This is a genomic window from uncultured Pseudomonas sp., from assembly GCF_913774235.1.
Classification (GTDB): domain Bacteria; phylum Pseudomonadota; class Gammaproteobacteria; order Pseudomonadales; family Pseudomonadaceae; genus Chryseomonas.
Genome location: NZ_CAJYDW010000012.1, coordinates 275,447 through 289,533, shown reverse-complemented (window position 1 = coordinate 289,533; position 14,087 = coordinate 275,447). Strand labels below are relative to the sequence as shown.

Below are 14,087 nucleotides of genomic sequence, written 5' to 3'. Positions count from 1 at the left end.
AGCGTCCATCCTAGGCGGCGACACAGTGGCAGGGCAATGCTCAATCGCGCTTGCCCGCGGTCATGGTCGGATTCTGCCAGGGTCCCTCGATGTGGTAGTTGATACTGGCCATGCGGGTGATGCGATCACCGATCAGCCGGTCGACGATGAACAAGGCCCCACCGATGGCTGGCGCACCGGCGATCAGGGCAGCCAGCGGCAGCGAGTTGCTCACCGGCAGTCCCACCTTGAGATTGGCATCGACGCGATTGCTGGCCATGTCGAGCAGGCCCTGCAGGCTCATCTCGGCGCCCGGACCACTGAGGGTGATGGGCTTGCGGGTACGGAAGGCACCCTGCTGGGCATCGAGCACCCCGGTGATGCTGTCGTAGCTCAGCCCCTTGCCGAAGAGATCGGAGAAGTCCAGACGCAGCCGGCGGCGGATGGATTCGAAGTTGAGCAGGCCGAAGATGCGCAGCGCCGAGGCGGTGCCCTCCACCTGCTGCAGCTGGCCGTTGTTGAAGCGAGCGTCGAGGCTGCCGTTGAGGCGGGCCAGGGCGACGTAGGCCGGTGAGCCGGGCCAGTCGACCCGGGCATCCAGGCGGAAATCGCGGCTGGTCACGCTGGAGGCGAAGTTCCAGCCCAGCAGGATGTCGGCGATGTTGCCGCCCGAGAGACGCCCCTGGTAGTAGCTGTGGGTCGCCCCCGGTGCGCCCTCCCAGCGCAGGGCGCCCTGTACCTTGAGGCCACGCAGGTCGAGATCCAGGTTGTTGAAGTTGGCGCCCGAGGGCGAGGGGCGTAGCTGCAGGCGCTGGGCGCCGACCGGGCGGCCGCCCAGTTCGAAACGGTCAATGGTCAGGTTCAGGGCCGGCAACTTGCGCGGATCGACGTCGGCCAGCGGATCGGGCCGGGGCGCCTCGCTGGCCACGGAGGGATCAGCCGGGGTCTGGGGGATGCGCAGTTGCTGCAGGTTGACGTCGATCGGCTGCCCGGTCTGTCGCGGGATGCGCACCTGGCCGGCGACCGCCTGGCTGGCCAGGCCGAGTTGCCAGGCGCTGTCCTGGGGTTCGTAGGTGAGGCGCAGGTCGTCGATCTCCTGGCCGAAGGCGAGGAAGCGGTCGAAGGTGAGATCGCCGCGTCCCAGGCTGGAGACATCGGGCCGGTTGCCAGCGCCCTGCCCGGCGCCACCGCCGTCACCGGCCGGTGTCGCGAGATAGCGCTGATAGAGGCCCTGCCAGGCGCTCAGGTCGAATTCCGCGAGACGTCCACGCAGGTCGTAGCCGGCGTTGCTGGGAAGATTGGCGGTACCGCCGCCCAGGACGATCTCGCCGCGGCCCTTGGCGATGGCAGCGGGATCGAGCATCAGCACGGCATCGGCGATGCCCTTGTAGGTCGCCTCGACCCGGCGCTCGCCGTCGTTGAGGGCCAGGCTGAAGAAACCGTCGCGTGCCTCGTCGGCGCCCTTGCCGAAGGGGGCCGGCAGATCGATGCTCACCCCGCGCAGATCGGAGGTGACGGCCAGCTCGCTGTGGTCGGCCAGGGTCAGCCCCAGGCGATAGCCCAGCAGCCCCCGCGCCGGCAGGGGCCGACCGCCACTGCCCAACCAGCGCGCCAGCTGGTCCACGTCGACCCGACCGTCCAGCACCAGCCGGGTACGGGGAGCATCGGGCTTGCCCTCGGCCAGGGCCTGCCCGCGGATCGGCTGATCGAAGGCGCGCGCCTGGATGTCCGGCGCACTGAGGCCGCTGCGGGTGTCGTAGCGGAAGGCACCACGGATGTCGCTGAGGGTCAGCTTGGGGTCCGCCAGTTCCAGGCGCGCCTTGTCCGCGTTCAGGTCGACCACCACCACCGGCGGCTGGGCCTTGGCCAGGGGAATGTCCAGACTCAGGCCGCTGTTGGCGAGCGCCCCCTCCCCCTTCCAGCCGGCGAATACCTTGGCAGTCGGCAGGGGCGCTTCCTGGAGGATCTTCAGGCCATCGCGCACGCTGCTGTCGAGGCGTGCGGTCAGCCGCAGGTGGGGGGCGCTGCCGTCATGCAACAGCGGGATGAGTGCCTCGACATCTCTTACCCGGGTATCGAGGATGCGCCCTTCCGGAACCTGCACCTTGACCCCGTCGTTTTCGATGAAGACGTCACCCCGGGCCTGACGCAGGGCCGGCCAACCCGGTTGGTAGGCCAGTTGGGCATCGTGCACGCGGAAGAACAGGCTCATGGTGCGCGAGTGCGCCGGCGAGCCGTGGCGCAGGGAGCCCTGGTACTGGTAGATGGCCTCGTCGATACGCCCGCCGACGATGGCGGTGCTCAGCCACTGGGCGAGTTCCGGGCTGAAATCCGTCGCCGGCAGCTTGGTCGGCAGGTACTTGCGGGTGTAGCTGGCATCGCCGTCCTTGAGACCGACGCGCAGATCCATGTAGCTGTCCACGTCCGGATGCAGGCCGAGCTGGATGTGCATGTCGCCACTGGCCGTGCCTTCCGGACCGGTGACCTGCATCAGGGCGCTACCCAGGGTGAAGCGCTGGTCGTCGAGACTCCAGGTCAGGCGCGCCTTGGCGGTGCGGTAGCGCCAGGGCTCGGGGAAGAGATCGGCCAGGTGCAGCATGAAGTCAGAGGTATCCAGGCGCAATTCGCCGCCACCCAGGCTGCCGCTCAGGCTGCCGGTGATGTTGTCCGCGGCGGGTGCACCACGGTAGGCGGCGAAGCCCAGCCGCTCGACGTTGGTGGCGTAGGTAAGACGTTCCGCCAGGGGTTTCTGCGGATAGAGATCGGCATTGAGATTGCGCAGCCGGCCATGGGGAGCCAGTGCCTGCACGGCCTGGGCAACGGGGGCGGGCAAGGGCGCGAGATCCCTGGCCAGGCGCGCGGCCTGGGCGAGATCGAGCTGGTCACCGCGCACCTGCAGGTGCTGGGCGGCGCTGTCGTAGACCAGACCGAAGCGCCCTTCCAGGGGCTGGCCATCGAGTCGCGCCTTGAGTGCCAGGGCCGCCTGTTGATTGGCCGCAGTGCCGTCCTGGGCCACGTCCAGCTGCAGCCCCTCCAACCGCACCGGGGCGCGCTCGGCGTAGGCCAGGACCAAGTCGGCAGCGCGCAGTTGCAAGCGGGAGCGCTGCAGGCGCCCCTCGGCCCAGTCGAACCAGAGTTCGCCTTCCGCCTGCGCCCGGCGGAGCTGCCACTGCTGCAGCAATTCCGCCGGGACCCAGTGCGACCAGTCGCTGGCCGGCAGGCTGACATAGCCCTGCAGGGCACTGGACCGCCAGTCTTGGGGCCGTGGCGTGGCGTCGAGGTGGGCGGCCACGGTGCCGCCATCGGGCAGTCGGAAGCGCGTCACCAGCGCCAGGGAGCCATTCAGTTGCCGACTCAGACTGGCCTCGACATACCTCAGGGTGACCGGCGATCCCTGCCGTGGAATCAGGCTGAGCTGGCTATCCAGCAGACTGGCATGGTCCAGACGGGCCAGGGTGTCGAGCACCGGCGCGGGATCGAAGGGCTTGGCGTCCGGTTGCCGCGGGGGCAGGCCACGCAATTGCCAGTGGCCCTGGGCATCCTCCTGCAGGACCAGGTGGACGCCGTCGATCTGCACGGACTTCAGACGCAGTTGCCGATGCCAGAGGCTGGCGAAGACATCCGGGACCACCTTCAGGTGATCGAGCTGCACGGCGCTGTCGCCCCGGCCGAGGGTGAGGTCGCGCAGCACCAGCACCGGGTTCCACACCGCCCAGCGCCCCTCAAGGCGACCCAGGCGTACCGGCTCGCCAAGAGCGGTCGCGGCCCGTGCCTCGACCTCGTTGCGATACTCGCCGACCCAGGGCATGAGCAGGCGACCCAGCCCGACGTAGAGCGTCAACAGGGCGAGCAGCGTCAACGCCAGGATCAGCGTGCCGCGCTTGAGCAGGGACATCACCGGACAGCCCTAGAGCAGCACGACATCGTACTGCTCCTGGGAGTACATGGTCTCCACCTGGAATTTGACGGTACGGCCGATGAAGGCCTCGAGATCGGCAACGTTGCCCGACTCCTCGTCCAGCAGCCGATCCACCACCTTCTGGTTGGCCAGCACCAGATAGGAATTGGCCTGGTAGGCCCGCGCCTCGCGCAGGATCTCGCGGAAGATCTCGTAGCAGATGGTCTCGGCGGTACGCAGGATGCCGCGCCCCTGGCAGTTGGCGCAGGGCTCGCAGAGCACCTGGGACAGGCTCTCGCGGGTGCGCTTGCGGGTCATCTGCAGCAGGCCCAGCTCGGTGATGCCGATGATGTTGGTCTTGGCGTGGTCGCGTTCGAGCTGCTTTTCCAGGGTGCGGATCACCTGGCGCTGGTGCTCTTCGTCTTCCATGTCGATGAAGTCGATGATGATGATGCCGCCCAGGTTGCGCAGCCTCAGCTGGCGGGCGATGGCGGTGGCCGCTTCCAGGTTGGTCTTGAAGATGGTCTCTTCCAGATTGCGATGGCCGACGAAGGCGCCCGTGTTGACGTCGATGGTGGTCATCGCCTCGGTAGGATCTATCACCAGGTAGCCGCCGGACTTGAGCAGTACCTTGCGCTCCAGGGCCTTCTGGATCTCGTCTTCCACCCCGTAGAGATCGAAGATCGGCCGTTCGCCCGGATAGTGCTCCAGGCGCGCGGCCACCTCCGGCATCAGCTCCTCGACGAACTGGCCGATGCGCTGGAAATTCTCCCGGCTGTCGACGCGGATCTTCTCGGTCCGCGGCCCCACCAGGTCACGCAGGGCGCGCAGGGCCAGGGTCAGGTCCTCGTAGATGGGCACCGGCGTCGGCCCCTGGAGGTTGCCGGAGATCTGCTGCCACAGCCGGCGCAGGTAGCGAATGTCGGCGAGGATGTCTTCTTCGCGCGCCGCCTCGGCGGCGGTACGCAGGATGAAGCCGCCTTCCTGCTCGATCCCCTCGCTCTCCACGCAGCGCGCCATGATCGCCTTGAGCCGCTCGCGCTCGGCCTCGTCCTCGATCTTCAGCGAGATCCCGACATGGGAGGTCCGCGGCATGTAGACCAGGTAGCGCGAGGGGATCGACAGATGGGTGGTGAGTCGGGCGCCCTTGGTGCCTATGGGGTCCTTGGTGACCTGCACCACCAGCGTCTGCCCCTCACGCACCAGCGCATTGATGCTTTCCACCGCCGCGCCTTCGCGCTGGGAGATCTCCGCGGCATGGATGAAGGCCGCCCGCGCCAGGCCGATGTCGACGAAGGCGGCCTGCATGCCCGGCAGTACCCGTACCACCCGGCCGCGATAGATGTTGCCGACGATGCCGCGCCTCAGGGTGCGCTCGACGTGCACCTCCTGCAGTACACCGTTTTCCACGACCGCGACACGGGACTCCATGGGAGTGATGTTGATGAGGATCTCTTCGCTCATGGAGGACTCTTGGACGACGTGGAAGGGCAGCAGAACGGCCGCGGAGCCGAATGCCTCAGGGTTGCGCAGTCGGCAGTCCAACGGACCGCCAACAAGGGATGGCGAAAGCGCTCAGCAGTTCCGCGGTTTCGCACAGCGGCAGCCCTACGACAGCACTGTAGCTCCCCTGCAAGCCACGGACGAAGACCGCCCCGGCACCCTGGATCGCATAGCTGCCGGCCTTGTCCGCCGGCTCGCCGGTATCCCAGTAGCGCTCGGCCTCCCCGGGCGTCAAGGGACGGAACTCCACCTCCGCCGCCACCACGCGACTCAGGCACCGCTCGCCGTCGGCGATGGCGACCCCAGTCACCACCCGATGGCGCCGGCCGCTGAGCGCGGCGAGCATGGCCAGGGCCGCGGCCCGGTCCCGGGGTTTGCCGAGTAGTTGGTCATCGAGCACCACACAGGTATCGGCGCCCAGCACGCAACCGTCCGCGCTGCCGGCCAGCACCTGCCGGCCCATGGCCGCCTTGGCCCGCGCCAGCCGCTCGACATAGGCATCCGCCGCCTCACCGGGATGAGGGGTTTCATCCACCGTGGCGGCGACTTTCTGGAAGGCGACGCCGATCTGTTCGAGCAGTTCGGCACGCCGGGGCGAGGCGGAAGCAAGGTAGAGCTGGGGCATCGACAACAACCAGACGGCGGAGAGATGAGGGGAGCATGCCAGCCTGGCGCAGGTGAAACCAGCTCAGACAAGCCTTAGTTGACCCCGAATCTGCGGCGGAGCCCACGAAGCAGCAGGTAGATCCACGGCCAGAGCAAGGCGCTGACCAGGGAGGGGGTGAGGAAGACCAGGGTCGGCGGCCGGCTGCCGGCCAGGGCGTTGAGCCACAGCGCCAGCAACTGGGCGATGCCGTAGACCACCAGCAGCACGAAGCTCTGCTGCCAGATCGGGAAGGCGCGCAGACGCTGCGCCAGGGAGCGGACCAGGAACACCACCAGACTCAGGACCAGCGCCGTCTGCCCCAGCAGATTGCCGTAGAGGACGTCTTCGGCAATCCCCATGATCCAGGCGGTGAACAGGCCGACGCGGTGCGGCAGGGTCAGGGTCCAGAAGGTCAGCAGCATCGCTAGCCAAAGCGGGCGACCGATCTCCATGAATTCCGGCATGGGTACCACGGACAGCAGCAGCCCGACCAACAGGGTGAGCCAGATCACCCACCCGTTGTGGCCGATGCGCAGCGCCATCAACGATCACCCTCGTCGGGCAATTCCGGAGCCGGCTGCTGGCTCGCGGCGGGCAGCGGCGGCACCCGCTTCTGCGGCTGGGCGGGGGTGGCTGCCGACTGGCCGGTCGCCGGTGCGGCGCCATGGGCCGGCGGCTTGGCCGGGGTACTTGGATGGGCGGCCGTACCCGTGGCGTTCGCCGGGGGCTTGGTCGGTGTCGCCTGGCGGCCATGGGCGGTAGCGCCCGGCGTCGCGGCGGGGGCACTTGCGGCCGGTGCACTGGCCGCCGGCGGCTGTGCGGCCGCGGCGCCCGCCGCTGGCGGATTGGCTGCCGCGGCCGGACGCTGGGCGGCATGGCGGTCGGCGGCTTCCTGGGCCTCGGCGGCATCGTTGGCGCGTTGCTCGGGGGTGCGGGTATCGCTGAACACCAGCAACATGTAGCGACTGCGATTGAGCTTGGCGGTGGGGATGGCGCGGACCACGGCGAAGGGCTGCCCGGAGTCGTGGATCACCTTGGACACCGTGGCCACCGGATAGCCCGCGGGGAAGCGCTGACCCAGGCCGGAACTCACCAGCAGGTCGCCTTCCTTGATGTCCGCGGTATCGGCCACGTAGCGCAATTCCAGGCGCTCGGGATTGCCGGTACCGGCGGCGATGGCGCGCAGACCGTTGCGGTTGACCTGGACCGGAATACTATGGGTAACGTCGGTGAGCAACAGGACGCGCGCCGAATAGGGCATCACCTCCACCACCTGCCCCATCAGGCCGCTGGCGTCGAGCACCGGCTGGCCGACGAAGACGCCGTCCTTCGCGCCTTTGTCGATGATGATGCGATGGGTATAGGGATTGGGATCGACCCCGATCAGTTCGCCCACCAGCACCTTGTCGTCCACCAGAGCGGCGGAATTGAGCAGCTCGCGCAGGCGCACGTTCTGTTCGGTGAGGGCGGCGAGCTTCTGTAGGCGGCGTTGCAACAGCAGCTGTTCGGCCTTGAGTCTTTCGTTCTCCGCCATCAGCTCGCTGCGGCTGGAGAACTGATCGCTGACGGCTTCCCAGGCGCGCAGGGGAAAGCCCGCCACCTCGTAGAGGGGCGAGAGTACCAGCGCCAGCTCGCTGCGCACGGGTTTCAGATAGTCGAAACGCGCGTCGGTGACCATGACACCCACCGAAAGGGCGGCCAGGATCAACAGACGAATGCCCAGCGCCGGGCCCTTGCTGAAAATCGGCTTGATGGTGAGTTCCTCGCAGAACGCGCCCGACGACCCGGACGCCAGGGGCGACCGGATCGGGGCCTGTAGCCTGGAACTGCCTTATTCGGTGGACAGCAGGTCCATGGCGTGGCGATCCATCATTTCCAGCGCCTTGCCGCCGCCCCGGGCCACACAGGTCAGCGGGTCCTCGGCGACGATCACCGGCAGGCCGGTCTCCAGCGCCAGCAGCTTGTCCAGATCGCGCAGAAGGGCGCCACCACCGGTCAGCACCAGGCCGCGCTCGGCGATGTCGGAGGCCAGCTCCGGCGGCGACTGCTCCAGGCAGCTCTTGACCGCCTGGACGATGGTCGCCAGGGATTCCTGCATGGCTTCGAGCACCTCGTTGGAATTAAGGGTGAAGCTGCGCGGTACGCCTTCGGCCAGGTTGCGACCACGGACGTCGATCTCGCGGACCTCGCCGCCCGGGTAGGCGGTACCGATTTCCTGCTTGATGCGCTCGGCGGTGGATTCGCCGATCAGGCTGCCGTAGTTGCGACGCACGTAGGTGACGATGGCTTCGTCGAAGCGATCACCACCGACCCGTACCGACTCGGCGTAGACCACGCCGTTCAGGGAGATCAGGGCGATCTCGGTGGTACCGCCACCGATGTCGACGACCATGGAGCCATGGGCTTCCTCGACCGGCAGACCGGCACCGATGGCTGCGGCCATGGGCTCCTCGATCAGGAACACCTCGCGGGCCCCGGCGCCCAGCGCCGATTCGCGGATGGCCCGGCGCTCGACCTGGGTCGATTTGCAAGGGACACAGATCAACACCCGCGGACTGGGCTGCAGGAAGCTGTTCTCGTGCACCTTGTTGATGAAGTACTGCAGCATCTTTTCACAGACGCTGAAGTCGGCGATGACGCCGTCCTTCATCGGGCGAATGGCGGAGATATTGCCCGGTGTACGACCGAGCATGCGCTTGGCGTCGGTACCGACGGCGACCACGCTCTTCTGGTTGCTGTTGCCGTGGGTACGGATAGCAACCACCGACGGCTCGTTCAGGACGATGCCGCGCTCGCGGACATAAATGAGGGTGTTGGCGGTTCCCAGGTCGATCGACAGATCGCTGGAGAACATGCCACGCAGTTTCTTGAACATGAGGTGACCCTAGGCGGTGACGAGCAGGCACGCGACAGGACAAACGTGCGGGTAAAAAAGTGCGGCAGACTCTAACAATCGCAGGGATTTAGGGCAAGGCGCCGATGTGCTAGATTGAGAGCTTTTCCGGGCCATTAAGCCCTCGTTCAACGCGGCGCCCGACCCGCCCTGCCCGTCTCCTGCATACGCGGCCGTCACCCGGGTCACGCCGCCTTCCTGCTGGAGAAGCCGATGGCGCTCGAACGCACCGACGTCGAAAAGATCGCTCACCTGGCCCGTCTGGGCCTCGACGAAGCGGATCTCGCCGCTACCACCGCTACCCTCAACGACATCCTCGGCCTCGTCGATCGCATGCAGGCCGTGGACACCACGGGCATCGCCCCCCTCGCCCACCCGCTGGAGGCCACCCAGCGCCTACGCGCCGATCAGGCCACCGAGAGCGATCGACGCGACACCTACCAGGCCATCGCCCCCGCCGTGGAAGCCGGGCTCTACCTGGTCCCCAAGGTGATCGAGTGAGACACGACATGCATCAGCTGACCCTGACCGAGATCGCCGCTGCCCTGGCCGCGAAGGACTTTTCCGCCGAAGAACTGACCCGTGACCTGCTGGCCCGGATCGAGCGCCTCGACCCGCAGCTCAACAGCTTCATCACCGTGACCGCCGACCAGGCTCTGGCCCAGGCGCGTGCCGCCGACGCCCGCCGCGCCGCTGGCGAGAACGGCGCCCTGCTCGGTGCGCCCCTCGCCCACAAGGACCTGTTCTGCACCGAGGGCGTGCTGACCAGTTGCGGCTCGAAGATCCTCACCGGGTTCAAGGCGCCCTACGACGCCACCGTGGTGGAGAAGCTGGCCGCCGCCGGCACCGTCATCCTCGGCAAGCTGAACATGGACGAATTCGCCATGGGCTCGGCCAACGAATCCAGCCACTACGGCCCGGTCAAGAACCCCTGGGACCTCACCCGGGTACCGGGTGGCTCCTCGGGTGGCTCCGCCGCCGCCGTGGCGGCGCGTCTGCTGCCGGCTGCTACCGGTACCGATACCGGCGGCTCGATCCGCCAGCCAGCGGCCCTGACCAACCTTACCGGCATCAAGCCCACCTACGGCCGCGTCTCGCGCTGGGGCATGATCGCCTACGCCTCCAGCCTCGATCAGGGTGGCCCGCTGGCGCGCACCGCCGAAGACTGCGCCCTGTTGCTGCAGGCCATGGCCGGCTTCGACCCCAAGGACTCCACCAGCGTCGACCAGCCGGTGGACGATTATCGCGCCGCCCTGCAGCAGCCGCTGAGCGGCCTGCGCGTCGGCCTGCCCAAGGAATACTTCGGAGCCGGTCTCGACGCCCGCATCGGCGAGAAGGTACTGGCCGTGGTCGGGGAGCTGAAGAAGCTCGGCGCCACCGTCAAGGAAATCTCCCTGCCCAACCTGCAGCATGCGATCCCGGCCTATTACGTCATCGCTCCGGCCGAGGCCAGCTCTAACCTGTCGCGCTTCGACGGCGTGCGTTTCGGCTATCGCTGCGAGAATCCGGTCAACCTGGAAGACCTCTACAAGAGGTCCCGTGGCGAAGGCTTCGGCGCCGAGGTGAAGCGCCGCATCATGGTTGGTACCTATGCCCTGTCGGCCGGCTACTACGACGCCTACTACCTCAAGGCCCAGCGTATCCGCCGACTGATCAAGAACGACTTCGTCACGGCCTTCGCCGAGGTCGACGTCATTCTCGGCCCGACCACGCCGAACCTGGCCTGGAAGCTCGGCGAGAAGAGCGACGACCCGGTCTCGGCCTATCTCGAGGACCTCTACACCATCGCCGCCAACCTCGCCGGCATCCCCGGCCTGTCCATGCCGGCCGGTTTCATCGACGGTCTGCCGGTCGGCGTGCAACTGCTCGGCAACTATTTCCAGGAAGGCCGCCTGCTGAACGTCGCCCACCAGTACCAACAGGTCAGCGACTGGCATCGCCAGGCGCCGAGCGGCTTCTGAGGAAAGGATCAAGACATGCAATGGGAAACCGTGATCGGGCTTGAGATCCACGCTCAGCTCAGCACCCAATCGAAGATTTTCTCCGGTAGCGCCGTCAGCTTCGGCGCCGAGCCCAACGTCCACGCCAGCCTGATCGACCTGGGCATGCCCGGCACCCTGCCGGTGCTCAATGCCGAGGCGGTGCGCATGGCCTGCAAGTTCGGTATGGCCATCGACGCCGAAATCGCCGAGCGCAACGTTTTCGCGCGCAAGAACTACTTCTACCCGGACCTGCCCAAGGGCTACCAGACCAGCCAGATGGACCACCCCATCGTCGGCAAGGGCCACCTGGACATCACCCTGGAAGACGGTACCGTCAAGCGCATCGGCATCACCCGCGCGCACCTGGAAGAAGACGCCGGCAAGAGCCTGCACGAAGACTTCCACGGCATGAGTGGCATCGACCTGAACCGCGCTGGCACGCCGCTGCTGGAGATCGTCTCCGAGCCGGACATCCGCAGCGCCAAGGAAGCCGTGGCCTACGTCAAGGCGATCCACGCCCTGGTGCGCTACCTGGGCATCTGCGACGGCAACATGGCCGAGGGCTCGCTGCGCTGCGACTGCAACGTGTCGGTGCGCCCCAAGGGCCAGGAAGCCTTCGGCACCCGCGCCGAGATCAAGAACGTCAATTCCTTCCGCTTCATCGAGAAGGCCATCAACCACGAGGTGCAGCGCCAGATCGAGCTCATCGAGGACGGTGGCAAGGTCGTGCAGGAAACCCGCCTGTACGACCCGAACAAGGACGAGACCCGCTCCATGCGGAGCAAGGAAGAAGCCAACGACTACCGTTACTTCCCCTGCCCCGACCTCTTGCCGGTGGTGATCGAGCCGGCCTTCCTCGCCGAGGTGCGTAGCCAGTTGCCCGAGCTGCCGACGCAGAAGCGCGATCGCTTCCAGCAGGAATTCGGCCTGTCGGTCTACGACGCCAGCGTGCTGTCCGCCAGCCGCGAACTGGCCGACTACTTCGAAGAAGTCCAGCGCGTCAGCGGCGATGCCAAGCTGGCGGCCAACTGGGTGATGGGCGAGCTGTCCAGCCTGCTCAACAAGGACGGCCTGGAGATCGCCCAGTCACCGGTGAGCGCGGCCCAGCTGGGTGGCCTGATCCTGCGCATCAAGGACGACACCATCTCCGGCAAGCTCGCCAAGATGGTCTTCGAAGCTCTGGCCGCCGGCGAAGGCGAGAGCGCCGATGCCGTCATCGAAGCCAAGGGCCTCAAGCAGGTCACCGACAGCGGCGCCATCGAGGCCATGCTCGACGAGGTCCTGGCCGCCAACGCCGCCCAGGTCGAGCAGTACCGTGCCAGCGACGAAGCCAAGCGCGGCAAGATGTTCGGTTTCTTCGTCGGCCAGGCGATGAAGGCCTCCAAGGGCAAGGCCAACCCCGGCCAGGTGAACCAGCTGCTCAAGCAGAAACTGGAAGGCTGACGGCGTTCGCATAGGGTTAAGGAGCGGGGCTGACAGCCCCGCTTCGAGCCCTTAAGCTGCTGCCGGTCGTTTTGCCAGGAGGCATCGAGATGCATCGGATTCACCGCGCCGGGCTGCTGTCGCTGGTCCTGCTGTTCGCCGGTTGCGCCAGTCAGGAAAGCTTCCCGCCTACCCTGTCGTCCAGCGCTGCCCACGATTATCACGATGTCGGCCTGGCGTCCTTCTACTCCAAGTGGCATGCCGGACGCCGCACCGCCAGCGGCGAAAAATACGACCCCAATGCCCTCACCGCCGCCCATCGCACCCTGCCCTTCGGCACCCGCGTCGAGGTCATCAACCTGGCAAATGGTGAGAGCGTCATCGTCCGCATCAACGATCGCGGCCCCACGGTGCGCCGCCGCGTGATCGACCTGTCGCGCAGTGCCGCCGACCGCCTCGACATGGTGGCCGACGGGACGGCCAAGGTCAGCATCCGCAGCCTGGACTGATCAGCGCCCACCTACCTGCCCCGAACAAGGCGGAGCGTAGGCCCAGAGGGCACGGGGCGGGGCCGCGCCCAGTTGCCTGGCCACGGCTACATAGCGCGGATCGAGCAGACTCGCCGACCAGTACAGCGCCTTGGCACCCTTGGGGTCCCAGACACCGCTGAAACCAGGCAGGCCCGCCGCAGCGCGTTGGGCATCGAAGCGCACCTGCGAATGGCGGAATTCTTCGTGCTGGCGCTGCCCCTGGGCAAAGGGCAGCAGCCAGTCGAGCGCCACGGCTAGGGTTTGCCCCTCGGCGCCCGGCAGCCGCAACCAGTCCTCACCCTGCCCTTGGGCCACCGCCGCGGCCAGCACCAGGGGTTCGAGGTCATAGACGACATAGTGCAAGGCATCGCGCTCGGCGAAGTCCCGTACCTCGCCATTGGGCTGGAGGTTGGCCGACAACTGGGCGACGAAAGCTGCGCGGGCCCGAGCGAACAGTGCCGGATCATTCAGGGCACTGGCCGCCAGCGTTACCAACTTGATCCTGTGGCTCTGCCAGTTGTTGCCCCAGACGCCCCTGACATCGCCCCGGTGCGCCTCCATTCGTTGCAGATAGCCTAGTGCCAGCTGCTGGATGAAGGCTTGGGTACGCTGGGCCGTGAGCGCCGGAAGGTCCGCAGCGGTGAGGCGATAGGCAACGATGAGACTGGCGAGGTTCGTCTCGTCTATCGGGTCGAAGCTCGGTCGATAGCGCTGTACCCAGGCATCGAGGTAGGTCACCAGGCGCGCCAGGGCCTCGGCATCCTGGGTATCCCGCCAGGCCAGGGCGAGATCGAGCAGGTAGCCGAAATCCCGCACGGCCGCGGCGGACTCATCGTGAATGCCCGTATGGGGCAAGGTCCCCTCGGTATGGATGACCGCCAGCGCCTGGGGCTCCGGCGCCGGCGGATGAGCCACCGCCTGGGTCAGCGCGGCAGCCGAAGGGGGACGGGCCGCCAGACAGGTGGTACTACCCGGGTTGGCGGCAAGGGCGAGGAAGACGACGGCAGCGGTCAAGGCGAGGATCCCCTGCATGGACGTCGACCTGGGGCTGGCGCGACCGCCCTCCCCTTTCGCCATCCACGGGCCGGTCGAAGGTAGGCACCCAGCCTGGCAGGACGGCCTTAGGCGCACCTTAAGGCCAGGATGTCTCCTGATTCCCCCCGGACGACAAGCAGCCCGCGATCAGGCGGCTGATCGCGGGCTGCTGGGGCGAGACGCTGGCGGCGGCGGTCGC

11 protein-coding genes are annotated in these 14,087 nt (G+C 67.3%); 4 read left to right on the top strand and 7 right to left on the bottom strand.

Annotation, left to right across the window (positions count from 1 at the left end; translation table 11 throughout):
* Nucleotides 1–40 precede the first annotated feature (40 nt).
* The 6 genes from QZ471_RS10820 to mreB all read right to left on the bottom strand — a co-directional run bounded on the left by QZ471_RS10820 (nt 41) and on the right by mreB (nt 8,901).
* Nucleotides 41–3,874 (bottom strand): YhdP family protein, encoded by a 3,834-nt coding sequence (locus tag QZ471_RS10820; RefSeq protein ID WP_295463524.1) that lies wholly within the window; start codon nt 3,872–3,874, stop codon nt 41–43.
* A gap of 12 nt (nt 3,875–3,886) precedes the next feature.
* A complete protein-coding gene (gene rng / locus QZ471_RS10815; protein ID WP_295463522.1) occupies nt 3,887–5,341 on the bottom strand; it encodes a ribonuclease G in 1,455 nt (484 codons plus the stop codon).
* Between the two features lie 55 nt (nt 5,342–5,396).
* Nucleotides 5,397–6,005, bottom strand: coding sequence for a nucleoside triphosphate pyrophosphatase (locus tag QZ471_RS10810; RefSeq protein ID WP_295463520.1), 609 nt, complete (start codon nt 6,003–6,005; stop codon nt 5,397–5,399).
* A 74-nt stretch (nt 6,006–6,079) separates the two neighbouring features.
* Nucleotides 6,080–6,568: a rod shape-determining protein MreD gene (gene mreD / locus QZ471_RS10805; RefSeq protein ID WP_295463518.1), complete on the bottom strand. Its 489-nt coding sequence runs from the start codon at nt 6,566–6,568 to the stop codon at nt 6,080–6,082.
* A complete protein-coding gene (mreC, locus tag QZ471_RS10800) occupies nt 6,568–7,770 on the bottom strand; it encodes a rod shape-determining protein MreC (RefSeq protein WP_295464687.1) in 1,203 nt (400 codons plus the stop codon). Before mreC ends, mreD begins: the two co-directional genes overlap by 1 nt.
* Before the next feature lie 87 nt (nt 7,771–7,857).
* Nucleotides 7,858–8,901, bottom strand: a complete 1,044-nt coding sequence (gene mreB, locus QZ471_RS10795) for a rod shape-determining protein MreB (RefSeq protein WP_059226470.1) — start codon at nt 8,899–8,901, stop codon at nt 7,858–7,860.
* Between the two features lie 231 nt (nt 8,902–9,132).
* On the opposite strand from mreB, the gene gatC reads away from it, so the two are divergent.
* The 4 genes from gatC (at nt 9,133) to QZ471_RS10775 (ending at nt 12,832) form a co-directional block, all read left to right on the top strand.
* The gene (gatC, locus tag QZ471_RS10790) at nt 9,133–9,420 is read left to right on the top strand and encodes an Asp-tRNA(Asn)/Glu-tRNA(Gln) amidotransferase subunit GatC (RefSeq protein WP_295463514.1); all 288 of its coding nucleotides are present in this window, start codon (nt 9,133–9,135) and stop codon (nt 9,418–9,420) included.
* Between the two features lie 8 nt (nt 9,421–9,428).
* Entirely contained in the window at nt 9,429–10,880 is a 1,452-nt protein-coding gene (gatA, locus tag QZ471_RS10785; RefSeq protein ID WP_295463512.1) for an Asp-tRNA(Asn)/Glu-tRNA(Gln) amidotransferase subunit GatA, read from the top strand.
* Nucleotides 10,881–10,895: 15 nt separating this feature from the next.
* The gene (gene gatB / locus QZ471_RS10780; protein WP_295463511.1) at nt 10,896–12,344 is read left to right on the top strand and encodes an Asp-tRNA(Asn)/Glu-tRNA(Gln) amidotransferase subunit GatB; all 1,449 of its coding nucleotides are present in this window, start codon (nt 10,896–10,898) and stop codon (nt 12,342–12,344) included.
* An 89-nt stretch (nt 12,345–12,433) separates the two neighbouring features.
* Nucleotides 12,434–12,832 carry a septal ring lytic transglycosylase RlpA family protein gene (locus QZ471_RS10775; RefSeq protein ID WP_295463509.1) on the top strand — a complete coding sequence of 133 codons (399 nt, stop codon included), beginning with the start codon at nt 12,434–12,436 and terminating at the stop codon, nt 12,830–12,832.
* Here the strand turns inward: QZ471_RS10775 and QZ471_RS10770 are convergent, their stop codons facing one another.
* A complete protein-coding gene (locus QZ471_RS10770; RefSeq protein ID WP_295463508.1) occupies nt 12,833–13,867 on the bottom strand; it encodes an alginate lyase family protein in 1,035 nt (344 codons plus the stop codon).
* Nucleotides 13,868–14,087 lie beyond the last annotated feature (220 nt).